Origin of the sequence: Alkalicoccus daliensis (genome assembly GCF_900103955.1) — a bacterium.
GTDB classification, from domain to species: domain Bacteria; phylum Bacillota; class Bacilli; order Bacillales; family Salisediminibacteriaceae; genus Alkalicoccus; species Alkalicoccus daliensis.
This window is the reverse complement of sequence record NZ_FNIL01000001.1, coordinates 602,925-626,582: the sequence shown is the minus strand read 5'-3', so window position 1 is coordinate 626,582 and position 23,658 is coordinate 602,925. Positions and strand designations below refer to the sequence as shown.

Sequence of the window (23,658 nt, the reverse complement as noted above, 5' to 3'; positions counted from 1 at the left end):
TGGTCTGTTTTTTTATTCAATTGGTCTTTTTTGATCATCAAGTGTAAAACCTTCTCCCATCACGTCCTGCACATCCTGTAAAGTAACGAATGCATGTGGATCTACTCGTGAGATTAAGTTTTTTAATCGTACCATTTCATTTCTGCCTACTACGCAATATAAAACTTCGCGTTCTGAGCCGGTAAATGATCCTCTGCCCTGAAGTAATGTTGCTCCCCGATCCATCTCCTGCAGAATTACTGCTGCAAGCTGCGGAGCTTTTTCAGAAACAATCATTGCTGCTTTGCCGGAATAAGCTCCCTGCTGCATAAAGTCTATTACTTTGGCAGCTACAAATACTGCCAGCAGTGTATACATAGCCTCCCTGTAATTCAAGTAAAATAATGAGGCAGTAATAACACAGGCATCAAACACAAACATCGTTCTGCCCATACTCCATCCATAATACTTAAATCCCAGCTTTGCTATAATATCCACCCCTCCTGTCGTGCCTCCAAAACGAAAAACGATACCAAGGCCAACTCCAATAAATACACCGGCAAAAAGTGCGGCCAAAGTCATATCGTCCCGCAGGGGTATAGAAATAACAGGATAAGCTTGAAATATCCAAAGAAAAACTGATACAGCCACTGTGCCAATCAGCGTATAAATGAATGCATTTCTCCCCAGCACTTTCCATCCTAAAATAAATAAAGGGATATTCAGCCATAGGTTAGAATAAGCTGGATTTAAATCAAAGATAAAAAACAGAATTAGTGTAATTCCAGTAAAGCCCCCGTCAGCTAAGTTGTTTTCCATGTTAAAATAAACAAGTCCAAACGAGAGAATTGCTGTACCGATTAAAATAAAGAATATGTTTTTAACATGCACCCGATTAATCAAGTAAATGCCTCCTTTCAGCCTGCTTCATTATAATCCAAGCCCATAGTTCCTGCAATGGCAATTCTTAATATCACCCATACATAAGGATTTTCACTGCGAAGTGTATTTGGCAGATAAAAATCACTAGTATTTGCCGCTGCATTGTTTATTTTTCAGGCTACCTTGAAAATAATAGTTTTGTTTAAAAGAAGTAATACCTCTGCTGCACTTTCGGAGAGGCTTACCTTAGGGCTGTTCTCGACTAATTTTTCTCACAGGGAATGGCTTCCATCGATCCACAGCCAGCAGGGCAGAAACCCCCATGCTGTCTTGAAGAACCAGGATCGCAGGCCAGTTGCAGCAAAGTCTTCTATTATTATCTGAACATTGACAGAGCTATTTTAAAAACCTTAGGAGATGTCTGCCGTGGCAGATGACCGATGACCGGATGGATTGTTTCCGGCTACTAAAAAAATACTTTATAAAAAAACATATTATTTTCAGATGTTATATTCAGGCAAGGGGTTGCAGGTGGACTTGTTTTTCAGCTAAGTTACAGGAAGTCCTGAATTCATAAAACGAAGCATTTATATGCTGGGGAATCTTGATAAAAAAAATTCTTATCTACAGGGTAAAAATTTGTAATACGGAGTTAAATTCGCTACGATAATCTTGGGTTTAATTTGGTGAGGGAGTGATAAAGTGAGCGACAAATCGATTAAGGACATGCAGCTTGAAGTAGACAAATACATAGGTCAGTTTAAAGAGGGTTATTTTAGTCCACTGTCCATGATGGCAAGACTTACAGAAGAAATGGGCGAACTCGCACGCGAGATAAATCACACATATGGAGAGAAGCCGAAAAAATCCACAGAAGATGATAATTCAATGGAACAGGAAATGGGGGACATATTATTTGTGTTAATATGTCTTGCAAACTCACTCGATATTAATCTGGAAACATCTTTTGAGGAAGTAATGCATAAATTTAATACCAGAGATAAAGACCGCTGGACGAGGATAGATTCTGAGGAGGATAACATATGATAAATATTATAATTGCGGGTCCAAGAGGAAATATGGGAAAAGAAGCTGTAAAAATGGTTGAGAAGCAGCATGAATTTAATTTGTGTGCTGTCGTAGATTATAAATATGATAATATTCAGATGAAAGATGCAGAAGGCATGGAATCTCTGAAGATCCCTGTATATTCAGATCTGAAAACATGTATCGCCAAAGAGAATCCGGATGTACTGATCGACCTTACTAACCCGGAAACCGGAAAAAAACACCTTCGTACTGCGCTGGAAAAAGGGGTCAGACCTGTTATTGGAACTACAGGTTTTACTGATGAAGACATTAAATCATTAAGTAATCTGGCGGAGGAAAAGCAGCTTGGAGCAATTATAGCGCCTAACTTTGCGATCGGTGCTATACTGTTGATGAAATTTTCGCGGGCTGCTGCAAAATATATGAGTGATGTGGAAATTATAGAGCAGCACCACGATAAAAAACTTGATGCGCCATCAGGAACAGCGATGAAAACAGCGCAGTTAATCTCTGAGATCCGCGAGGAAAAACAACAGGGGCATCCTGAAGAAACTGAGGCATGGCCGCATGCGAGGGGTGCAGAATATGAAGGCATGAGGATTCACAGCGTCCGTCTGCCCGGAAGAGTTGCTCATCAGGAGGTAATATTTGGCGGGGAAGGACAGGTTCTTACGCTGCGGCATGATTCCATGAATAGAACTTCTTTTATGCCCGGAGTAAAACTGGCAGTGGAACATGTGATGGAATCTACCGGTTTAATATACGGATTGGATGAGTTAATAGATTAATCGAGGAGGCACAATAGTATGAATATTGCTTGTATTGCTCACGATGAAAAGAAGAAAGATTTGGTACAGTTTATGATGGCGTATGAATCAGTTTTAACGGGGCACTCACTATTTGCTACGGGTACTACCGGGACCCGGATAAAAGAAGCTACCGGCCTTAATCCGCATTTGTTTCGTTCCGGACCTCTTGGCGGCGATCAGCAGATTGGTGCCATGATAGCGGAAAATAAAATGGATCTCGTGCTTTTTTTTAAGGATCCTTTATCAGCCCAGCCCCACGAACCGGATATTAATGCACTCAGCCGGCTTTGCGATGTGTACAGCGTACCAATTGCCACTAATATGGCGACTGCTGAAGTTCTGATTCATGGTTTAAGCAGAGGTGATTTAAATTGGCGTGAGCTTGTCAATGGAGAGAAGAGGTTAATAGAAGATGAAAGCTGATATTCTCGCAGTTGGGGCCCATCCCGATGACATAGAAATTGGCATGGGCGGTACAATTGCGAAAGCTGCTGCAAATGGAAAAACTGTAGTCATGGCACATCTTACAAAAGCAGAGCTGTCTTCCAATGGTTCAGTGGAAGAAAGACTGAAAGAATCTGCAGCAGCTGCCAAGGTGCTGGGAGCTGAAAAACCTCTATCTTACTCATTCTCAGACCGCGGACTGTTAAATGAGAGGAAGGAAGCGATAGCTGCGCTGGTTAAATTAATCCGGGAAGTAAAGCCGGTACATATATTTGCACCTTACCATGAAGACCGGCACCCGGATCACGGTCATTGTGGAGAAATTGTAAAAGAAGCCTTTTTTTCAGCGGGGATAAAAAAGTATGGTGAAGGTGAATCCTTCAAACCGGAAGCGTTATATTATTATCAGATAAACGGTTTGATAAAACCGGACTTTGCAATAGATATCAGTGCTTTTATGAATCAAAAATACGAGGCATTAGCGTGTTTTGCTTCACAGTTTCAATCTGGAAAGAATAAAGTAGAAACTCCTCTAACAAACGGCTACCTGGATGATTTAAGAGCGAGAGACCGTCTGCTCGGAAGAGAAACTGGCGTTTCGTCTGCTGAAGGTTTCGTTTCTGAGAGACTTTTGCTTTATCCTTTTCCTGAAAAGGAGAATAAAGAATGAAAATTGGAATCACCTGTTACCCTACGGTAGGGGGATCAGGAGTCGTAGCAACAGAACTAGGTAAAGCACTTGCACAGAAGGGCCACCAGGTACATTTTATTACTTCCAGTATCCCATATAGGTTAGAGGAGGGTGAGTCGAATATTTATTTTCACGAAGTAGCTGTAAGTTCTTATGCAGTTTTTCAATATCCGCCTTATGACCTTGCTCTCGCTAGTAAGATGGCAGACGTTATCAAACAGGAGAAACTTGATATTCTTCATGTCCACTATGCTGTGCCTCATGCAGTAAGCGCTTTTTTAGCCAAAGAAATGGTTGAGAGGAAAGTGAAAATTGTCACTACATTACACGGGACCGATATAACAGTACTCGGGTATGATCCTTCCCTAAGTGAAATGATCCGCTTTGGAATAGAGCGTTCTGACGCAGTGACTGCTGTATCAGATGACCTGGCAGCCCAAACCAAAAATTTACTGCGGACGAACAGCAGAATCGATACTATTTATAATTTTATTGATAACAAAATTTATTATCCCAGAGAAGCTGCAGGTCTTAAACGCGAACTAGGGATCGAAGAAAACACGAAAGTTATTGTCCATGTCTCAAATTTCAGGAAAGTGAAAAGAGTAGAAGATGTAGTCCTTACTTTCCATAAAGTACTTCAGGAGATAGATGCAAAACTACTTTTGATCGGCGATGGTCCGGAACTTCCAGTGATCAGAGAGTTGGTGGATCAGCTGGGATTAAACGGGAAAGTCCATATAACCGGCAGTCAGAAGCGTGTAGCAGAACTGCTTTCGATCAGTGATGTGAAACTGCTGCTGTCCTCTAAAGAAAGCTTCGGTCTTGTAATTTTAGAGGCAATGGCCTGCGGCGTACCTGTAATAGGAGCTGATGTTGGTGGAATTCCAGAAGTGATTCAGCATGGAAAGAGCGGTTATATTACTCCGGTGAAAAATCCTGAAGCTGCAGCACAAAGAGTATTGGAATTATTGCAGAATCCAGAAAAGCAAAAAGCTATGGCTGCAGAAGCAATGCGGAGGGCTGCCGAAGATTTCAGGAAAGAAGATATTGTAAAACAATATGAAGCGATATATGAAAGAGTCGTTGAAGAATGAATAACTACTTCTGGGAAGAAGCATTTCTCATACTGGAAGAAATAAACAATTATGGCTATGAAGCGTACATAGTAGGAGGAGCCGTTCGAGACCGAATTCTACAAAAAGAAGTAAAGGACATAGATATAGCTTCGAATATACCTGCGGAAAAGCTGAAGCAGGTATTCTCAAAAGTAATACCGATTGGAAGAAACGGTCAGACCTTTCTCGTATATCAATCTGAATATCATTTTGAGATTACAAAATTTAAGGGAAACAACATTGAGGAAGATCTACAGAAAAGAGATTTCACCTGCAATGCTTTAGCATTAAACAAAGAAGCAGACTTAATCGATCCACTAAATGGAATAAAAGATATAAGCTCTGGACTGCTGAAAGCAGCAGGTGATCCATACAGAATGTTTCAAAATGATCCAGTACGCCTTTTAAGACTCATCCGATTTTCAATTTCAGAAAACTTTCTGGTAGAAGATCTTCTTTTCAAAGCATTTATAGTCAATGGCAATTTAATACACAATGCAGCTGGAGAACGTATTTTCAATGAACTGGATAAAATAAGAACATGGGTTGAAGATCAAAGTGACTGGGAGAGGTTTATTTTTTATTTAAGCAAACTTCCGCTCTCTTTACTTCAAAATGAAAAGATCCAGTACTACCTTTTACATTACTCAGGTTTCGTGTCCCAAAAAACATGGTGGACTTTACTGCTGTATGGAATTGATAATCATGAGCTGTTTCCTTATATTCCTTCAAATATTAAAAGACACCGGAAGAAAGCTGAAAATGCTTTGAGCGAATATCCATGGGACAATATTAAGCTTTACGATTACGGAATCGAAGTTATCAATACAGCTGTATTTTTAAAAAAATGCTTTGGTGCAGATATTCAAGACGAGGTTGAAAAACAATTTTTATCGCTGCCTATCCAGCATCGCAGTGATCTGGAAATAGGAGGAAAGGATCTGCTTTTTTTTCCGGCGAAATTAAGGGGCAGCCTTCTGCGTGCGTGTGAACAAGCAGTTCTTCGTCATCAGGTAGAGAATGATCGAGCTCAACTATTAGCTTTTTTAAGAAGAGGTGAATTTTTTGAAGAGTGAATTGTTAACGCTGTTAATGGAGGCTGCCCCCAATTATATTTCTGGCCAGGCAATCTGTGAAAAATTAAACTGTTCCAGGACAGCAGTGTGGAAGCAGATCGCGCAGCTGAAAGAAGAAGGGTATGAAATAAAGGCAGTAAGAAATAAAGGGTATCTGCTTGCACATTCTTCTGTACCTTTTTCAGGACATGCGGTAAAAGCGAAATTAAATTGCCGGATATTACCCTATCAGATAATTTTTTCATCCTCGCTTCCTTCAACGCAGACAAAAGCACTCCGTCTCGCAACGGATGGCGCGGAAGAGGGCACGGTCGTCATAGCTGACCAGCAGACGGGAGGGCGAGGGAGACTTGGGCGTGCCTGGTCTACTGCAAGGGGCACCGGGTTAGCGATGAGTCTTTTATTAAAGCCCGATATTCCTATACATCAAGCGCCGCAAATTACTTTAGTCGCTGCGGTGAGTATTATAAAAGTGTTAAGAAAAATAGGATTTGATGCGAAAATAAAATGGCCGAATGATATTTTAATTGATAACCGGAAGGTCTGTGGTATTTTAACTGAAATGCAGGCAGATCCGGACAGAATTCAAACGATTATTCTGGGAATTGGACTGAATGTCAACGAACAGGAATTTCCGGAGGCTATTAGGAATTCTGCAGTTTCACTGAGTTTAATCAATAAAGAAGAACTCAGCCGTACTGACATTGCTGCAGGACTATTAAATGAATTTGAAACTGACTATCAATTATTTTTACAAAAGTCTTTTTCAGCTTTTAAAAGCCGGTGGGAAGAGTATTCTGCAACATTGAATCGGAATGTCTCAGTATTACATAACAATCAAATGATATATGGTCAGGCTGTTTCTATAAGCAACGAAGGTGTTTTGAAAATAGTAGATGAAAGCGGTAAGGAGCATAATATCTACTCTGGAGACATTGAAATTCATTGATTTCGACACAGAAGGAAAGCATTTGATATAATATGTACTGGACAGTATCTGTCATAAGAACTGTACCTCTATAAAATTTTTTAAAATCGAAACTGCCTTGATCCAATCTGGACAGGGACAGAAGGAGTGTAAATCATGGTGAAAACAACTTCAGATTTCCAGAAAATGAAAAGCAGCAGGGAGCCAATCGTTATGGTAACTTCCTACGATGCACCTGGTGCCTCGTTATGCGAGGAAGCGGAAGTAGATACTATTCTCGTGGGAGATTCTTTAGGGATGGTGGTATTAGGGTACGAGTCGACTGTTCCGGTGACCATAGATGACATGGTTCACCATACGAAAGCGGTGAAAAGAGGAGCAAGGAATACTTTTATCGTAACCGACATGCCATTTATGACGTATCATGCTTCTCTACAGGAAACAATGGCAGGGGCCCGCAGACTGATGCAGGAAAGCGGTGCAGATGCCTTGAAGCTTGAGGGGAGTGGGGAAGTATTTGTACACACTAAAGCACTGGTGGATGCTGGTGTTCCTGTCGTAAGCCATCTTGGTTTGACCCCCCAGACTGTGGGTGTAGACGGCGGGTATAAAGTAAAAGGAAAAAGTGCTGCAGAACAGGAGCAGCTTTTAAAAGATGCAAAGCAGGCTGAAAAAGCTGGTGCGTTTATGCTGGTACTGGAATGTGTGCCTGAAGAAGCAGCAAAAAAAGTACAGGCAAGCATCTCAATACCAGTCATTGGTATTGGAGCAGGAAGGTATACAGACGGGCAGGTGCTCGTTTACCACGATATCACCGGGTATTATGCAGGCCATACTGCAAAATTTGTAAAGCAGTATACGAATATCAGCGAGCCGGTGCAACGAGCTTTAAAGGAATTCAAACAGGAAGTAAAAGCAGGTATTTTTCCTGCAGAAGAACATGTTTTTCAGCCGCTGGATAAACACGTTAAATTATATGGTGACAAATAATGAAGCAGATCAGAACTTTGCAGGAATTAAATGAATATCTAAGCTCCGAAAAACAGGCAGGCAAAACTATAGGGTTTGTCCCCACGATGGGATATCTGCATGAGGGGCACCTGCAGCTTGCAGCACAAGCTGTGAATAAGTATGACTGTGTTGTGATGTCCATCTTTGTAAACCCGCTGCAGTTTGGAGCAGGGGAGGATTTTGAAACGTACCCCCGGGATGAACAGAGAGACAGCAGACTTGCTCAAAATGCAGGAATTGATGTTCTTTTTATTCCGGAAATGGAAGAAATGTATCCTCAGAAAATGACCATTTCATTAAAGGTAAACGAGGGTGCTGATATTCTTTGTGGGAAAAGCAGACCCGGCCATTTCGACGGAGTTGCTACAGTAGTGATGAAGCTTTTTCATATGGTGGAACCTGACGGCGCTTTTTTCGGGCAGAAAGACGCCCAGCAGGTGGCTGTCATTAAAAACATGGTAAGAGATTTCAACATGAATATTCATATTCATACAGTGCCGGTCGTACGGGAAAAAGATGGGCTAGCCATGAGCTCAAGAAATATACGATTAACAGCAGTAGAGCGTCAGGAAGCCCCACAGATTTATCAGCTGTTGAAAGATATTGTGAAGATGACAGAGAAAAATAAAACTTCAGTTTCTTCTGCAGAAGCGAAAGCATATTTTCAGGATCATCTGCACGGGAAAATAGATTATGTGGAAATATTGACATTTCCGGATCTCCTTCCGCCGGCCCCCTCATATAAGGGAAAGCTGCTGGCAGCAGCTGCAGTGCAATATTCTCAGGCAAGACTGATCGATAATATTATTTGGGAAAGCGGAAAGGATGAACAGAATGTTTAGAGAAATGATGAACGGAAAGCTTCACCGGGCAACGGTAACTGAAGCGAACTTAAATTATATAGGCAGTATTACTATTGATGAAGATTTGCTGGATGAAGTTGATATGCTGGAAAACGAAAAAGTTCAGGTGGTAAATAACAATAATGGAGAAAGACTGGAAACTTATATAATTGCCGGAAAAAGAGGTTCCAGAACTATTTGTTTGAATGGAGCTGCTGCAAGGCTTGTGCAGCCGGGAGATAAGGTGATAATTATCTCCTATAAATATCTGGAAGAGCAGGAAGTAAGAACTCATGTACCAAAAGTGGCAATTCTTGATGAAGAAAATAATATCGTTGAAAAGATGGGCACGGAAACTCCTGCTACTGTCCGCTGAAAATTTCAGTCTCAGCTGACAGGGTGAAATTTTTCACCCACTTATTTTTAAGCAATATTTTTAAAGGGTTGTATATTTTTAGCTCAGTGAATGCTCATTATTGATAAGAGGAAAATTCGCTGCAACTAGCCTGCCGAGGGCAAGCTTGTGCTGCGGAGTCTTCCCTCCTCTCTAAAATCCACTTCTTTCTTCTAATGGCGAAACAAATGAAAGAGATTGTTTCTATTGCAAGCTTTTCTATCAACAAAACGAAGACAAGTCGGGGTAGACACCTGCGGAAAAAGAATGCGTGAAGAGCGAAAGTTCATCTCGGACTGAAGACGAACTCGTAAAGCAGGTGAAGACAGCCAATATCTCGAATCCATAAAAGACGGTCTTTGTCATGCTTGGATTGGCTGTGCCGAATCCTGCTTATTTAGAGGGATAGCGGAAGGATTTCTCTGCAGAAAGCGCAGATAAAGGAGCCTTAGGCGTACTTTTTTTATATAAGTATCAGACTTGAACAGAGACACTCAGCAAAATATTTGCACCATGAAGTATGAAAATTAAAGCTGTTGTGTAACGAAGGAGAGGACACCCAAAGGATCAGCGCAGTTGGAGAATTTATTTTGGCGGACGTTCTTTCCGTCAAAATAAGTCGAGAACAAGCCTTTGGGTAAGCCTCTCCGAAAGTGAAGCAGCAGTATTACTTATTTTTAGCGGAACTTTTATTTTCAAGGCAGCCATATTTTTAAACAAGACCGGCTGCGCAACAGCCGGTCTTTCTATTCGTCAGTCGTAAACACTTATCAAAACATGTTACAATGACGTAGCAAAGTTAACTTGAAAGAAGGGACTTAAATGCTACGTTTTGTCGTACTGGACCTGGAAACAACCGGAGTTTCATATACTGCAGGGGACCGGATTATTCAACTGGCTTACAGTATTATTGAAAATAATAAAATTATCAAAACATATAACAGTTATATTCATACAGATCAGGATATCCCGCCTTTCGTGCAGCAATTAACGCAGATTGACCGGGAAAAAATAAAGAATGCTCCTGCATTCAGCGAAGTTGCACCGGAGCTGCTTCGAGATTTGAATAATGCCTATTTTGTAGCTCACAATGTAGATTTTGATTTGTACTTTTTAAATGAATCACTGGAAGACGCGGGTTATGATGCTTTTGAAGGACCTGTACTCGATACGGTAGAATTAAGCAGAATCACTTTTCCAACTGAGGACAGCTATAAATTATCAGAGCTTTCCGAAACGCTGGACGTATTGCACGAGGCTCCGCATCGAGCTGATAGTGATGCGATGGCCACAGCTGAACTGCTGCTGAAGAACTTATCTATGCTGAAAAGCCTTCCAAAGGCTGTCTTAAAACATCTGTTGGGTCTGCAGAATGGGTTAAAAAGTGACATAAGGCCAATTTTAGAAGAATTTTTTGAGGAATCTTCCGATGATCTGTCAGGTATAGAAGAATACCGGGGGATTGCTTTGAAAAAAGAAAATAATACAAAAGCTGAATATGAATCTGAAACTACCTCCTTTGAAGATCTTTTCTCTCTTTTTCAAAATCCAGATAAAATGTCAGAAATTATGCCTGATTTTATCCGCAGGGAAGGTCAGGAAAAAATGATGCATTTTGTACATAAGGTATTATCAAATGATCAAATTGGGCTAGCTGAAGCTGGTACTGGTACAGGAAAAACGCTTGCTTATCTTCTTCCGGCAGCTTGTTTTTCAGTGAGCAGGGGAGAGAGAGTTGTTATCAGCACAGAAACGATTCAGCTGCAGGAACAGCTGTTAAAAAGAGAAGTTCCTTTAATTGATAAGTTCCTGCCTTTTCCTGTTCGGACAGCGTTGTTAAAAGGGCGCAGTCATTATATCTGTCTGCAGAAAGTGGAAACGCTCCTGGATACAAGTTTTCAGGATGTTTATGAAAGAACTTTAGCAAAAGCACAGATTCTCGTCTGGCTGACAGAAACAGCAACAGGTGATATAGAGGAGTTGAACCTGGCAGCAGCTTCAGATCGCTTCCTGAGAGAGATAACGAGTGATCCAGATTCGTGCAGAGGGCCTGAGTGTCCCTGGTTCAGCAGGTGTTTTTACCAAAGAGCTAAAAAATCTGCGAGACACGCAGACATCATTATCACGAACCACGCACTGCTTTTAACAGATATTGTTCATGACAGCCAGGTGCTTCCCGGATACGACAGCGTAATAATTGATGAAGCACATCATCTGGAAGAAGCTGCTACCAGGCAGTTTGGATTAAATTTAAACTATGCAGATATGGCACAGCTGTTAAACGAATGGAGTTCAAAAGACAGCAGCTTTACACTGGAAAGCTGGCTGGATTTAAACTTTGGAGAGTTATGGAATTCCTGCAGGGAGCAGCTTGCAGAAACACGTATGGAATGGAATGACTTATTTCTTACGATTTTTGATTATGCAAATAAGAATTCAGGAAGAATCGATACGGGAGATCTTTCCAAGATAATTGAATATAATAAAGACTGGGAGGTTGTTACGGAGGCTGCTTCGAGATTCAGCTTTCACATAAAAAAATCTCTTGCGGATCTTTTTACTATTCAACAGCAAGCAGATGATAAATGGGACACGGCTGGAGAGTACCAGCGGGAAAGAGCAGCGATTACAAAATATTTAAACGAGCTGGAAGAAATGAACCGGCAGTTTGAACAGCTTATTCTTCAGCATGACGATAATCACGTATATTGGATGGAACGATCGGCCAGAGGACCAAAACAATCTATTTCTATCTACCGAAGTCCAACGGATGTGTCTAATTTACTGGCAGATAGATTTTTCCAGAAAAAAAAGCGTGCTCTGCTGACGAGCGCAACGTTAACAGTAAACCGTTCATTTGATTATATTATCAGACAGCTTGGACTGGAAGATTTTGAAATTGCTGTAGAACAGGTAGAATCTCCCTTTCACTGGGAAAATCAAGTTGCATTTATGGTTCCTGAAGATATGCCGCTCATCCAAAGTGACGGGGAAGAAGCTTATATTTATTCCTTAGTGCATGCGGTCTATCAGGTTTCGCAGGTATCCAAAGGGAAAATGCTCGTATTATTTACATCCTACGATATGTTGAAAAAAGCACATAATCTGCTCCAGCCTATGCTGGATGAATCCTTTCTTCTTATCGGACAGGGAATACAATCAAAAAGCAGAACGAAACTAGTAAAAATGTTTCAGCAATTTGATCAAACCATCCTTTTCGGTACGAGCAGCTTTTGGGAAGGGGTAGACATCCCCGGTGATGATTTAAGTATTATTGTTATGGCGAGACTCCCATTTTCACCACCGAATGATCCTGTTTTTCAAGCGAAATCTGCCAAGTTAAAGGATAAAGGAGCTTCACCATTTATGAAACTTGCCCTGCCACAGGCAGTCCTTCGGTTCAAACAGGGGTTCGGACGGCTGATCCGAAGGGAAACTGACCGGGGAGTAGTCCTGGTGCTGGACCGAAGAATTGTTACAGCTAAATATGGGAAGCAGTTTATTAAATCCCTGCCTGACATACCTTTGAGAGAAAAATCAATCCATGAAATTGAAAAAGATATTCATGAATGGCTGTATGAAATTCCGGAAAGCGGGGGCTCATCTTCGTGAAAATATTAAAAAATGTTGTTATCGTCAATCCTGGTGAAAAACCTTATAAAGGTTTTGTAACAATCGAAAAAGATAAATTTATTTCTGTTTCTCCCGGGGATCCGAAATCTCAGGGAATTCCGGAAGAGGATGGTTGTGGTGGATGGCTTCTTCCGGGTTTGGTAAATACGCATGGACATGCCGGGAGCTCCATCCTGCGGGGTGCAGGAGATGATATGGCTCTTGACACATGGCTGAAAACTGTTATGTGGCCGAATGAAAGCAAATTCACCGAAGAAACTGTAAAGGCAGCCACAAATCTTGCAATGGCAGAGATGATAAAATCGGGCACTACAACATTTTTGGATATGTATCATCTATTTGTAGACCAATTCGCGGAAAGAATCGCTGATACTGGTTTAAAAGCTGTATTAGGCAGAGGAATGATTGCTTTTGGAACTGAAGAAGAGAAGCAGAGTAGATTAGAAGCTTCGAAACATTTAATTCAGCAATTTCATGGAAGCGCGGACGGCCGGCTGCATATTGCCGTGACCCCACATGCCCCCTATACTTGTCCGCCGGAATTTATGTTGAAAGCTGTTGAATTAGCATTAGATAAGAATGTACTATTTCATACGCACTGTGCAGAAACAAAAAAAGAAGTGGAGGAGCATTATTCCACCTACGGAATTCATCCGGTAGATCATCTTCATAAACTGGGAGCCTACTCCGGGAAATCTCTTCTTGCGCATGCAGTACATGTTACGGAAGCACACATTGATTTATTCGCTGCACATAAGGTCTCGATTTCTCATAATCCGATGTCCAACTTAAAACTAGGTTCCGGAATTGCACCTGTAGCTGAGATGATAAAAAGAAAAGTGAATGTAAGTATAGGAACGGATTCTACTGCAAGTAATAATTCTCTGGATATGGTAGAAGAAATGAGAATGGCAGCGCTGCTGCCAAAAGGACGGCAGGAAGATCCTACAGTGACCAATGCAGATCAAAGCTTTTCTGCAGCAACTGTCGGAGGAGCCAGAGCTCTTCATTTAAACAAAACTGGAATGCTGAAACCCGGTTGGTTCGCAGATATGATTCTTATTGATCCGAAAGGACTTCACCTGCAGCCGCAGAGCCTGGAAAAAATTAAATCCCACATTTTGTACGCCATGAAATCATCAGATATTCAAAGCGTTTGGATTCATGGAAAGCAATTATTGAAAAACAGGGAATTAACAACATTGGATGAAGAGAAAATAATTTATGAGGCGAATATTCAGGCACAAAAATTAAGATAATATAAAACAGCCTGACGAAAAATATGATAAAATAAGATCGATCATTTATTAGAGCCTGTTTTATAATTTGCAGTCTGCAAGACTAGTGATAGAAAGATATTTTATTTCATTTATATGAGTCCGAATATGAAAAAAATAACGATCATTTTTCACGAAGTTCAATTGCAGACAATATATCAGCGGCATTAATTTCATTTTCATGAAATGGGTTCAAATTACAGGGAGGATTTTGCATGGATAAAGACCAGGTTCAGCTGCTCAGCTCAGTAAAACTCGACAAATGCAAAGATGCTTACAAACTGGTCGATTCACTGAACAGAACTTTAAAAGACAGAGATTTGATGTTCGGGATTGCTTTAGATGAGGCAGATAAAGATAAAATGGTATTTACTATTTATGATACAAAAGGAAAAGCTGAATGAAAGCGTGGATAGTATCAATATCCTTAATGGTTGCAGCTGCTGTCACTGCATCACTGTACTTGCTTTATGCGTCAGCTACTGATCCTATGGAGGAGAGACAGCGGGAGGCTGATGTTTTTGCAAGAGAATCACTTGATTTTAATGCTGTGAGGGAAGTTACCTTTTTTCATGGAACCCATTCCTATCAGGTAGTGGATGGCGTAAACGACGCTGGTGAAGATGTTTTTGCCTGGGTACCGGAACACATAGAAGAACCTTCCTTGGATATGGAAGTACAAGAAGAGGAAGAAGCGGAAGGTGAAGAGGAAGTAATGGAGCCCGTTATCCGGCTTCATTCTGAAGGGATTTCCGCAGCAGAAGCATTGGAAATTGCTGAAAATGATGCAGACGTAGCAAGCCTGCGGTCTGTCCAGCTGGGAATTATCGGTGCTTCCCCTGTATATGAAGTAAACTACAGAGACAGTGATGGCCGTTTCGGTTATTACTATGTAGCTTTTGAAGATGGCCAGTATTTAAGAAGATATGAACTGGCCCCATAATCTATTTCAATGAGGAGAGATACTTATGAAATTTTCTGCAAAGGTAGAATCAATTACTCCATCATCTACACTGGCTATTACCGCAAAAGCGAAAGAATTGAAAGAACAGGGACATGACGTTATCGGCCTAGGGGCCGGAGAACCGGATTTTAATACACCCAATTATATAATTGAAGCGAGCTATAAGTCTATGCTGGAAGGCCATACGAAATATACACCTGCGGCAGGGCTGCCAAAATTAAAGCAGGCGATCTGTGATAAGTTTAAGCAGGACAATAACCTGGAATATACACCTGATCAGATCATTGTCTCTACAGGAGCAAAGCATGCTTTATCATCTATATTCCAGACAATTTTAGAGGATGATGATGAAGTGATTATTCTGACTCCTTACTGGGTCAGCTATCCGGAACAGGTGAAAATTGCTGGTGGAATTCCAGTATATGTAGAAGGGAAAGAAGAAAATCAGTTTAAAGCTGCGAAGGATCAGATTGCAGCAGCAGTTACGGATAAAACAAAAGCAATAATAATTAACTCACCCAGCAACCCTACAGGCATGACCTATTCTAAAGATGAACTGCTGGATATCGGAAATCTATGTCTGGAAAAAGATATACTGATTATTTCCGATGAAATTTATGAGAAACTTCTTTACGATGGGGCAGAGCACGTATCTATTGCACAGCTGTCTGATGAATTGAAAGAACAGACGCTTGTTGTCAACGGCGTTTCGAAATCACATTCCATGACAGGCTGGAGAATTGGATATACAGCAGGGAGAAAAGATGTTATTAAAAAGATGGCCAATCTTGCCAGCCACACAACTTCCAACCCGGCAGTGATGGCACAGTTCGGTGCAATTGCAGCTTATACAGAGGATGATGGGTCGGTGGAAAACATGAGAAAAGCTTTTGAAGAAAGACTTTCAAAGGTAATTGACCGTGTGAATGAAGTGCCTGGATTTACCTGCCAAAAACCTCAGGGAGCTTTTTATCTTTTTCCGAACGTAAAAGAAGCGGTTGAAAAAAGTTCTTACAGCAATACAGAAGATTGGGTAAAGGGACTCCTGGAAGAAGCGAAAGTGGCCGTTGTACCTGGAGATGGATTTGGAGCTCCTGACAATATCCGGCTGAGTTATGCTACCAGCCTGGAGCAATTTGAAGAAGCGCTGGACCGGATTGAAAAATTTGTAAGCAAACAGTAAAACATATTGGTGGAGGTTTTTGTGTGAAAACAACAATTAAGCAGATTGGTAAATTTGTAGATAAAGAAGTGAAGCTCGGAGCGTGGCTTGCTAACAAACGTTCAAGTGGTAAGATTGCTTTTTTACAGCTGCGGGATGGTACGGGCTTCATTCAGGGAGTAGTAGTTAAAGCAGAAGTGGGAGAGGAAAAATTTCAGCAGGTGAAAGATCTTACGCAGGAAAGCTCTCTGTATGTAACCGGCGTCGTTAAAGCAGATGACCGGGCTCCTTCTGGATTTGAACTTACGGTGAATGACATTGAAATTATTCACCAGGCAGAGGATTATCCGATTACACCGAAAGAACACGGTACTGAATTTTTAATGGATCATAGGCATTTATGGCTCCGCTCTAAAAAGCAGCATGCTATTATGAGAATACGAAATGAAATTATCAGAGCTACTTATGAATTTTTCAATGAAGAAGGTTTTGTAAAAGTAGATCCTCCGATTCTGACGGGCAGTTCGGCGGAAGGTACAACGAACTTATTCCATACAAAATACTTTGATGAAGATGCCTACCTTTCCCAGAGCGGACAGCTTTATATGGAAGCGGCAGCGATGGCGCTTGGGAAAGTATTTTCTTTCGGCCCTACTTTCAGAGCAGAAAAATCTAAAACCAGGCGTCATTTGATTGAATTCTGGATGATAGAGCCTGAGATGGCTTTTACAGACCATGAGGAAAGTCTGGAGCTTCAGGAAAATTACGTGAGTTATGTTATTCAGTCAGCTTTAAAAAACTGTAAACAGGAGCTGCAGGCTTTAGAAAGGGATACTGCACAGCTCGAAAAAATCAAAGCGCCTTTTCCCCGGATTTCCTATGATGATGCCATCACTTTTTTACAGAAGGAAGGGTATGAAATTACTTGGGGGGAAGATTTTGGGGCGCCTCATGAAACTGCAATAGCAGAATCACATGATATGCCGGTTTTTATTACTAATTATCCTAAAGATATTAAAGCATTTTATATGAAACCACACCCCGAACGGGAAGATGTAGTTTTATGTGCTGATTTAATAGCTCCGGAAGGCTATGGAGAAATTATTGGGGGAAGCCAGCGGATAGATGATGAAGAATTGCTGAAACAGCGGTTTGATGAGCACAGTCTTTCTGCAGATGCTTACCAGTGGTATCTGGATCTGAGAAAATATGGATCAGTTCCGCATTCAGGTTTTGGTCTCGGATTGGAACGTACAGTAGCATGGATTTCAGGTATTGAACATGTTCGTGAAACAATTCCTTTCCCTCGATTGTTAAACCGTTTATATCCTTAATGCCGACGACTGTCCTGTTTTTGATCTGCGGGACAGTTTCTTTTTTGAAAGAAAGGGGACACCTGATGAATAAACATAAAGCAATTGCATGGATGCAGGAAAAACCATTCGTGTTTCCTGCGTCACTTTTTAAAAATTATAAACTGCTTGGATTAAGTGATATGCAGTTCCTTGTAATCCTTCAGCTGCATCAATTAAGGGAAGAAGGGCACAGTCTGCCGACACCGGGGCAGATATCTCAGCGTATGAGTGTGAATGAATACGAATGTTCAAAACTCCTGCATGAACTCCTCAGTGCACGCTTTATTGAAATTAAAGAAGTGGCTGTAGAAACCGGTCAGGTAATTGAAGAAGAAATCTCGCTGGAGCCTTTATTTGAAAAATTCTATGAGTTTACGTCTGAGGAATCTATGGAAGAGGACCAGGAGACTATAAAGAAAATTGAAGGCACTTTATTTGAAACATTTGAAAATGAGTTTGCGAGACCGCTGACTCCTATGGAAATGGAAATGATTTCCATGTGGCTGGATGAAGATCTGCATGAGCCCACGCTGATAGAAGCAGCCTTAAAGGAATCAGTCATTTCTTCAAAGCTGAATTTCCGGTATATTGACCGTATTTTGCATGACTGGAAAAAAAGCGGTGTAAAGTCTGTGGAGCAGGCGAAAAAGCATGGAGAAGAAGTGCGGAAACACCATACTGCAGCACCGCTTCAATTAAAAGTATCCAAACCTCATCCCGGTTATAATTGGCTGGAGGGAAGAAGTTAATGCTGAAAAAACAAGAAATCAGATATGTACTGGATACTATGGCAGAAATGTTTCCTGAAGCGGAATGCGAATTAACCCATAAGAATGCTTTCGAATTAACAATTGCAGTTGTATTATCCGCTCAGGCTACAGATGCTTTAGTTAATAAGGTGACTCCAGGTTTATTTGAAAAATATAAAAAGCCGGAAGATTATATTAATGTTCCTCTTGAAGAATTGGAGCAGGATATCCGGCGGATCGGCCTGTTTCGAAGTAAAGCAAAAAATATTCAGAAGCTGTGCCGTTCTTTAATAGATAATCATAATGGAATTGTTCCTCAAGAAAGAGATGAGCTGGTGAAATTAGCAGGAGTCGGCAGAAAAACTGCCAATGTGGTAACTTCTGTTGCTTTTGGGGAACCTGCAATTGCAGTTGATACGCATGTGGAAAGAGTGAGCAAAAGACTAGGATTCTGCCGCTGGAAAGATTCAGTGCTTGAGGTGGAAAAAACTTTAATGAAAAAGATTCCAGAAAATGAATGGTCCGACACTCATCATCGAATGATTTTTTTCGGAAGATATCATTGTAAATCCCAGAGACCCAATTGTCCTGAGTGCCCGCTTTTAGAATTATGCCGGGAAGGAAAGAAAAGAATGAGGAAGACGGCAAGTGCGTGAATGTATCATACCGGAATCATTTATAAAATTACCTTTTCATACGCCAGGGACCTCAATAAATACGACTTCTAAGCTCTGGGAAACGGACGTCCCTTTTATCGAAGATATATGTAAAATTCAATTACCAGCGCCTGAAGATACATGGGTATTATTCTTTTCAACCTGGGATAAGGAAAAAAACCTCATAAAGTCCGGGAACAGCAGAGGGCTTGTGGTATGCTGGCTCGCGAGGTTTATTCAGTTATTCCATTATATAGAGGGCAGACATGTACAAAGTATTACGCAGGGACTCCTCTTTTTGAATTACCATAAGTCTTCACCATGGAACGTGGAAGAAAGAATTGCTTTTATTATGGAAAACCCCGGGCATTTTACCAGGCAAATAGAAATTATTAAATTAATTGAAGAATCGCAGTATAGAATAAAAAGGTATATATCTTCAAAAGAGTAAAGCAGCCCTGCTAAAATAGCAGGGCTGCTGTTTACGTTACAATAGAATTTACTTCAGCTGAGTTCCGGGAGTGTCTGTCGTATGTTAAAGGAATAAGTTTTTTTAAAAGAAGAAATTTTCTCTTTTGCTTCAGTCGCAGAAGGCTAACTCTGCGAGGAGAAGTTCCCTAGGAAATGCGCTTCTTCAACGATAAACATAGAAGCGTAACTTCTCCATAGGTTCTTTTCTAATAGCCCGAGCTCCCTTAACATAATTAAGGGAGCTCATAATTCATTTTTTAATCACTGTTGTTTTGAGAACCATTAGACTCGTTTATACTGCTGGTTTCTACTTCGTTGTTATCTCCGGAGTTGTTCGTATTTTCTGCTCCTTCAGGTCCTTCGTTATTATTCACTGGTTCCTCCGCTGGTTCATTTTGAGGAGTATCAGCAGGCTGGTTATTCTCTGTATCATTTTCTTCAGGCTGTTCTGTATTCTCCTCGGCAGGTGCTTCAGTATTTTCTTCGGATTCATTTGTTTCTTCCAGATTTTCATTACTGTTCTCTTCATTATTATCTGTTTCTTCATTTTCGTTAAGTGCTTCATCATTTTCATTTAATTCATTGTTTTCTTCTTCATTTATTTCATTTTCATTTTCTTCAATTTCTTCTTCTTCTTCAGGAACAGTTACGCTTACTGTAGCTGCCTCTCCAGATTCATCACTGTTATCTGCCACTGGAGTTACTCTGAACGTATAGGTTTCACCTGCCGCTGGGCTTGAAATGCTGTATGACATTTCTTTTGAGGTGGAAACCGTGGAAAATTCGGCACCGCTTCCTTCAGCTACATCAATTTGGAAGCTGTAAGCACTTAATTCTTCTTCAGGAAAGCTCCAGGAAGCATTAATTGAATCTGAATTTTCATCATAAGAAGCAGAAAGATTGGAGATTTCAGAAGCTTCTTCAATTTCAAATTCCTCTGACACAGTGCCTGGCTCCGTGCCTCTGACAAAATACTCCGTGATAATTTCACTTTGAGGAGTATTTGAACTTGGGAGCAGTCCGGTCGACTCTTCTATTGCGACTTCAACTACCGAATCAGGCTGGAGGAAGGGAGAAGCGCTTAAACCTTCGTGCGCATAGTTCATTACTTCCTGGAAAATATCCTGTGATATATGATGTTCATTGTTGTTTCTATCAATATATCCTTCATTTGCCGATGGATATCCGGTCCAGATAGAAGCAGTAAGTTCAGTAGAATAACCTACAAACCAGGCATCAGGTATTGCATCTGCGTCCGCAGGAATACCAAATGTTTCCCGGTCTTCCGGCTGAAAATTTGTAGATCCGGTCTTCCCGGCTACTTCGAAATTCCCCATCTGCAGTCTTGCAGCAGTGCCATTTGTGATAACATCTTTCAGAATGTCGGATACCATAAATGCAGTGTAATCATTCATTGCCTGCGTTTCTTCCGGCGTCAAATCAATTACCTGTCCATCCGGGAATTCTACTTTTCTTACAGTATGCGGTTCATTGTACAAACCGTTATTACCGAAAGCCCCGTAAGCACCTGCCATTTCATAGGATGAAACCTCATTTGCCCCAAGAGCAAATGACTCCTGCGGTGTATCAACTGGTATGCCAAGTCCTCGAGCGAAATCTCCTGCAGTATCCACTCCAACTTCGTGAATTGCTTTAACAGCAGGGACGTTAAGAGAATCTCTTAATGCTTCTCTGATCGTTATATCCCCGCGGAAATCACGGGAAAAATTTCTTACCGGTGTCTGATCCTCATCGTTATACGTGTATTCTTCATCAGTAAGGAGATGCCCTGTGGACCATTGTTCATTGTCAATTGCCGGACCGTAGGCAAAAATAGGTTTGCTGGTAGAGCCTGCCTGACGGGAAGGGTTTGTCGCCCAGTTCCACATCCGGACGCCTTCCGCTGCTTCTCTCATCCCGCCGATGGCCCGGACCTGCCCAGAGTCTGTATCCATTAAAGTTATCCCTGCCTGCATAAACTCATCAGGAAATTGAATGTATTCATCCGTCTGCATTACACTTTCCACATGCTCCTGCAGGTTTTGATCAAGATTTGTATATATCTTTAAGCCGCCGGTATAAATGTCACTTGACTCGATACCGTCGATTTCTTCTACTTCACTAAGAACCTGATCAATATAAGACTGATAGGCATTTGTTTCGCGCTCTGATCTCTGCAGCTGATCTTCTACTGGAACACTCTTTGCCTGTTCGCCCTCTTCTGCAGTTATTTTTCCATAATGAACCATTCTATCAATTACCGTATTTCTTCTGTTTTCTGCAAGGTCTGGATTATTGTAAGGATTGTGTGCATTTGGACGCTGGGGGATACCTGCCAGTAACGCAGCGTCTTCTATTTCAAGTTCTGACAAATCTTTACTGAAGTAATAATTTGAAGCTTCTACAATTCCATAACGTCCATCTGAAAAGTAAATTGCATTTAAATACATTTCAAGTATTTGATTTTTCGTGTAATTCTGCTCCAGCTGAACCGCTAAGTACTGTTCCTGCAGTTTTCTTGTAATAGTTTTATCAAAGTCAAAGAACAGGTTTTTAACTACCTGCTGTGTAATTGTGCTTGCTCCTTCACTGCCAAAACCGCTTCTGACATTTGCTACTATTGCACCCCCGAGTCTTCTGATATCTATCCCAAAATGATCATAAAATCGGGCATCCTCAATAGAGAGGACCGCATCTACCATTACTTCAGGTACGTCATCAATATTCGTCGATCTTCTATTTTCAATTGATTCAAGAGTAGTGACAACCTCATCATTCATGTCCAGGATCTCCGGATTCTGCGAAAGGGTCAGCATATCGTGATCTAACTCAGGTGCGTCCCGAATAATAGCGAATGCCGTAATGCCCCCTGCAACAATGCCTGCAAAGAGTAAAATAAGTAATATCATAAAAGTTTTCTTAATCCAGCCGCTTCCTTTGGCTGAAGTATTCTTTTTCTTTGGTGCCGGCTTCTTACTGCTTTTCCTTGCTTGACGTGACAGATGATCTGCCATAGTTCATCTTCCTTTCTCCCCCTGTATACTTATTGATTATGCAGCCATTTATCTAAAGCGGCTAAATAATCAATTTTCGGTAAATAACCGGTGGAAACCGGGATACCATTTTTTTCAATCTCTTTTTTTGGAATCGACTTTCTTGCCTGATCTTTGTTATCAAACCATTCTATAAAACAGGATCCGGGCACAAGGTATATTTCCTGATGTATTCGAAAATGAAGCAGCACAAACACTATTCCCTGCTGACTCAATACAGATTTCATATGTTCAATCTGGTGTGCATGGAAATTTTTTAAAGGAAAACTTGTTTTATTCCTAGTTTCTTTCGCTTCGAAATCTATATAAAGTCCTTTATACACCCCGTTGAAGTCCGTAGTAGAAGGCTTTTGAAAATAAGCTTCTGTAACCACTGCAGCACTGCGGTGGGGATAGTGGACATTCACTATCTGCAGAGGGGTGGGCTTTTTATGAATCACTGCTTTTTCGTGAACCCGGTAATATTCATTAGACTCCTGAATATCATCCTCAAAACTCATTCCGCGGTTACTGAAACTATCATCTTTTTTATAGTCGCTTTTTTTCTTGTCCGGGATACGCTTTTGAATAAATTTTTTTCCGTTAGGATAACGTATCGGCATATTTTCCCTCCTATCTGCAGGAATCATCAATCTATCATATCATAACTGTGCAAAACGGAAATAGGGCACCCGTCTTATTCGCGAAAGGAGAAGGAATCTGATACAATACTGCGTGGGGTGAAGATATGGCAATTCAAATCGTGCAGTTAAAGAGACAGATTAATGAACTGAGAGCTTTAAATGAAGAGGCTTATCATAATTTTCATAAATACAGACTTGGAGAGGATGAAGCTGATTTTTATGAAGATGTAAAACCATTTGCAGACTGCGTAAGAGAAAAGTTAGAAGAAACTGTTTCTCATATTCTGCGTTTTTTGGAAAGAGCAAAACCTGCGTATGTCCATCCTCAGCAGATAGACCAGCTGGCGGAAAATTTCGAAATGGTATCAGTAACTTGTTTTCAAAAAGATACGAAAAAAAAGAGATTCAATGAACAATATAAATCAATAGAATATACGCTCTCCATGGTACTGCAGGCTATCGAAGAGGAAAATAAACAGGAATGAAGGGAA

23 protein-coding genes are annotated in these 23,658 nt (G+C 41.0%); 20 read left to right on the top strand and 3 right to left on the bottom strand.

The features are described from left to right. Positions 1-12: 12 nt before the first annotated feature. Positions 13-882: a YitT family protein gene (locus tag BLP92_RS03040; protein WP_090840445.1), complete on the bottom strand. Its 870-nt coding sequence runs from the start codon at positions 880-882 to the stop codon at positions 13-15. Positions 883-1,563: 681 nt separating this feature from the next. Here BLP92_RS03040 and BLP92_RS03035 point away from each other — a divergent pair. From BLP92_RS03035 to BLP92_RS18315, 19 genes are all read left to right on the top strand, one after another. Next, positions 1,564-1,908: a nucleotide pyrophosphohydrolase gene (locus BLP92_RS03035; RefSeq protein WP_090840443.1), complete on the top strand. Its 345-nt coding sequence runs from the start codon at positions 1,564-1,566 to the stop codon at positions 1,906-1,908. Further along, on the top strand, positions 1,905-2,699 hold the full coding sequence (gene dapB, locus BLP92_RS03030) for a 4-hydroxy-tetrahydrodipicolinate reductase (protein ID WP_090840441.1): 795 nt from the start codon (positions 1,905-1,907) through the stop codon (positions 2,697-2,699). Before BLP92_RS03035 ends, dapB begins: the two co-directional genes overlap by 4 nt. Positions 2,700-2,717: 18 nt before the next feature. Continuing rightward, a complete protein-coding gene (locus BLP92_RS03025; RefSeq protein WP_090840439.1) occupies positions 2,718-3,143 on the top strand; it encodes a methylglyoxal synthase in 426 nt (141 codons plus the stop codon). Then, on the top strand, positions 3,133-3,834 hold the full coding sequence (gene bshB1, locus BLP92_RS03020; protein ID WP_090840437.1) for a bacillithiol biosynthesis deacetylase BshB1: 702 nt from the start codon (positions 3,133-3,135) through the stop codon (positions 3,832-3,834). Before BLP92_RS03025 ends, bshB1 begins: the two co-directional genes overlap by 11 nt. Further along, a complete protein-coding gene (gene bshA / locus BLP92_RS03015; RefSeq protein ID WP_090840435.1) occupies positions 3,831-4,952 on the top strand; it encodes an N-acetyl-alpha-D-glucosaminyl L-malate synthase BshA in 1,122 nt (373 codons plus the stop codon). Before bshB1 ends, bshA begins: the two co-directional genes overlap by 4 nt. Then, positions 4,949-6,049, top strand: coding sequence for a hypothetical protein (locus BLP92_RS03010; RefSeq protein ID WP_090840433.1), 1,101 nt, complete (start codon positions 4,949-4,951; stop codon positions 6,047-6,049). Before bshA ends, BLP92_RS03010 begins: the two co-directional genes overlap by 4 nt. Next, on the top strand, positions 6,039-6,998 hold the full coding sequence (locus BLP92_RS03005) for a biotin--[acetyl-CoA-carboxylase] ligase (protein WP_090840431.1): 960 nt from the start codon (positions 6,039-6,041) through the stop codon (positions 6,996-6,998). Before BLP92_RS03010 ends, BLP92_RS03005 begins: the two co-directional genes overlap by 11 nt. Positions 6,999-7,136: 138 nt before the next feature. Further along, a complete protein-coding gene (panB, locus tag BLP92_RS03000; RefSeq protein WP_090841072.1) occupies positions 7,137-7,967 on the top strand; it encodes a 3-methyl-2-oxobutanoate hydroxymethyltransferase in 831 nt (276 codons plus the stop codon). Beyond that, positions 7,967-8,830 carry a pantoate--beta-alanine ligase gene (gene panC / locus BLP92_RS02995; protein WP_090840429.1) on the top strand — a complete coding sequence of 288 codons (864 nt, stop codon included), beginning with the start codon at positions 7,967-7,969 and terminating at the stop codon, positions 8,828-8,830. The genes panB and panC overlap by 1 nt, the downstream gene beginning before the upstream one ends. Further along, the gene (panD, locus tag BLP92_RS02990; RefSeq protein WP_090840427.1) at positions 8,823-9,206 is read left to right on the top strand and encodes an aspartate 1-decarboxylase; all 384 of its coding nucleotides are present in this window, start codon (positions 8,823-8,825) and stop codon (positions 9,204-9,206) included. Before panC ends, panD begins: the two co-directional genes overlap by 8 nt. An 840-nt stretch (positions 9,207-10,046) precedes the next feature. Continuing rightward, the gene (dinG, locus tag BLP92_RS02985) at positions 10,047-12,836 is read left to right on the top strand and encodes an ATP-dependent DNA helicase DinG (RefSeq protein WP_090840425.1); all 2,790 of its coding nucleotides are present in this window, start codon (positions 10,047-10,049) and stop codon (positions 12,834-12,836) included. Then, positions 12,833-14,116 carry an amidohydrolase gene (locus BLP92_RS02980; RefSeq protein ID WP_175444160.1) on the top strand — a complete coding sequence of 428 codons (1,284 nt, stop codon included), beginning with the start codon at positions 12,833-12,835 and terminating at the stop codon, positions 14,114-14,116. The genes dinG and BLP92_RS02980 overlap by 4 nt, the downstream gene beginning before the upstream one ends. Before the next feature lie 233 nt (positions 14,117-14,349). Further along, positions 14,350-14,538 carry a YpmA family protein gene (locus tag BLP92_RS02975; protein ID WP_090840421.1) on the top strand — a complete coding sequence of 63 codons (189 nt, stop codon included), beginning with the start codon at positions 14,350-14,352 and terminating at the stop codon, positions 14,536-14,538. After that, positions 14,535-15,077, top strand: a complete 543-nt coding sequence (locus tag BLP92_RS02970) for a cell wall elongation regulator TseB-like domain-containing protein (RefSeq protein ID WP_090840419.1) — start codon at positions 14,535-14,537, stop codon at positions 15,075-15,077. The genes BLP92_RS02975 and BLP92_RS02970 overlap by 4 nt, the downstream gene beginning before the upstream one ends. Positions 15,078-15,102: 25 nt before the next feature. Further along, on the top strand, positions 15,103-16,281 hold the full coding sequence (locus BLP92_RS02965; RefSeq protein WP_090840417.1) for a pyridoxal phosphate-dependent aminotransferase: 1,179 nt from the start codon (positions 15,103-15,105) through the stop codon (positions 16,279-16,281). Positions 16,282-16,304: 23 nt separating this feature from the next. Further along, entirely contained in the window at positions 16,305-17,594 is a 1,290-nt protein-coding gene (gene asnS, locus BLP92_RS02960; RefSeq protein WP_090840415.1) for an asparagine--tRNA ligase, read from the top strand. Positions 17,595-17,659: 65 nt separating this feature from the next. Beyond that, positions 17,660-18,364, top strand: a complete 705-nt coding sequence (locus tag BLP92_RS02955; RefSeq protein WP_175444159.1) for a DnaD domain-containing protein — start codon at positions 17,660-17,662, stop codon at positions 18,362-18,364. Next, positions 18,364-19,020 (top strand): endonuclease III, encoded by a 657-nt coding sequence (gene nth, locus BLP92_RS02950; RefSeq protein WP_090840412.1) that lies wholly within the window; start codon positions 18,364-18,366, stop codon positions 19,018-19,020. The genes BLP92_RS02955 and nth overlap by 1 nt, the downstream gene beginning before the upstream one ends. Beyond that, positions 19,013-19,471: a YpoC family protein gene (locus BLP92_RS18315; protein ID WP_090840410.1), complete on the top strand. Its 459-nt coding sequence runs from the start codon at positions 19,013-19,015 to the stop codon at positions 19,469-19,471. The genes nth and BLP92_RS18315 overlap by 8 nt, the downstream gene beginning before the upstream one ends. Positions 19,472-19,748: 277 nt before the next feature. Here BLP92_RS18315 and BLP92_RS02940 read toward each other — a convergent pair whose 3' ends face one another. Both BLP92_RS02940 and recU read right to left on the bottom strand, forming a co-directional pair. Further along, positions 19,749-22,505, bottom strand: a complete 2,757-nt coding sequence (locus BLP92_RS02940; RefSeq protein WP_090840408.1) for a transglycosylase domain-containing protein — start codon at positions 22,503-22,505, stop codon at positions 19,749-19,751. A 29-nt stretch (positions 22,506-22,534) separates the two neighbouring features. Beyond that, a complete protein-coding gene (recU, locus tag BLP92_RS02935) occupies positions 22,535-23,146 on the bottom strand; it encodes a Holliday junction resolvase RecU (RefSeq protein WP_090840404.1) in 612 nt (203 codons plus the stop codon). A 125-nt stretch (positions 23,147-23,271) separates the two neighbouring features. Here recU and BLP92_RS02930 point away from each other — a divergent pair, with 125 nt between their 5' ends. Continuing rightward, positions 23,272-23,652, top strand: coding sequence for a YppE family protein (locus BLP92_RS02930; protein ID WP_090840402.1), 381 nt, complete (start codon positions 23,272-23,274; stop codon positions 23,650-23,652). Positions 23,653-23,658 lie beyond the last annotated feature (6 nt).

Bases quoted from the DNA above. Each gene is read 5' to 3' on its own strand.
- dapB (WP_090840441.1), top strand. From the start codon at position 1,905: ATGATAAATATTATAATTGCGGGTCCAAGAGGAAATATGGGAAAAGAA.
- BLP92_RS03025 (WP_090840439.1), top strand. From the start codon at position 2,718: ATGAATATTGCTTGTATTGCTCACGATGAAAAGAAGAAAGATTTGGTA.
- bshB1 (WP_090840437.1), top strand. From the start codon at position 3,133: ATGAAAGCTGATATTCTCGCAGTTGGGGCCCATCCCGATGACATAGAA.
- bshA (WP_090840435.1), top strand. From the start codon at position 3,831: ATGAAAATTGGAATCACCTGTTACCCTACGGTAGGGGGATCAGGAGTC.
- BLP92_RS03010 (WP_090840433.1), top strand. From the start codon at position 4,949: ATGAATAACTACTTCTGGGAAGAAGCATTTCTCATACTGGAAGAAATA.
- panC (WP_090840429.1), top strand. From the start codon at position 7,967: ATGAAGCAGATCAGAACTTTGCAGGAATTAAATGAATATCTAAGCTCC.
- panD (WP_090840427.1), top strand. From the start codon at position 8,823: ATGTTTAGAGAAATGATGAACGGAAAGCTTCACCGGGCAACGGTAACT.
- dinG (WP_090840425.1), top strand. From the start codon at position 10,047: ATGCTACGTTTTGTCGTACTGGACCTGGAAACAACCGGAGTTTCATAT.
- BLP92_RS02975 (WP_090840421.1), top strand. From the start codon at position 14,350: ATGGATAAAGACCAGGTTCAGCTGCTCAGCTCAGTAAAACTCGACAAA.
- BLP92_RS02970 (WP_090840419.1), top strand. From the start codon at position 14,535: ATGAAAGCGTGGATAGTATCAATATCCTTAATGGTTGCAGCTGCTGTC.
- BLP92_RS02965 (WP_090840417.1), top strand. From the start codon at position 15,103: ATGAAATTTTCTGCAAAGGTAGAATCAATTACTCCATCATCTACACTG.
- BLP92_RS02955 (WP_175444159.1), top strand. From the start codon at position 17,660: ATGAATAAACATAAAGCAATTGCATGGATGCAGGAAAAACCATTCGTG.
- nth (WP_090840412.1), top strand. From the start codon at position 18,364: ATGCTGAAAAAACAAGAAATCAGATATGTACTGGATACTATGGCAGAA.
- BLP92_RS02940 (WP_090840408.1), bottom strand. From the start codon at position 22,505: ATGGCAGATCATCTGTCACGTCAAGCAAGGAAAAGCAGTAAGAAGCCG.
- recU (WP_090840404.1), bottom strand. From the start codon at position 23,146: ATGCCGATACGTTATCCTAACGGAAAAAAATTTATTCAAAAGCGTATC.
- BLP92_RS02930 (WP_090840402.1), top strand. From the start codon at position 23,272: ATGGCAATTCAAATCGTGCAGTTAAAGAGACAGATTAATGAACTGAGA.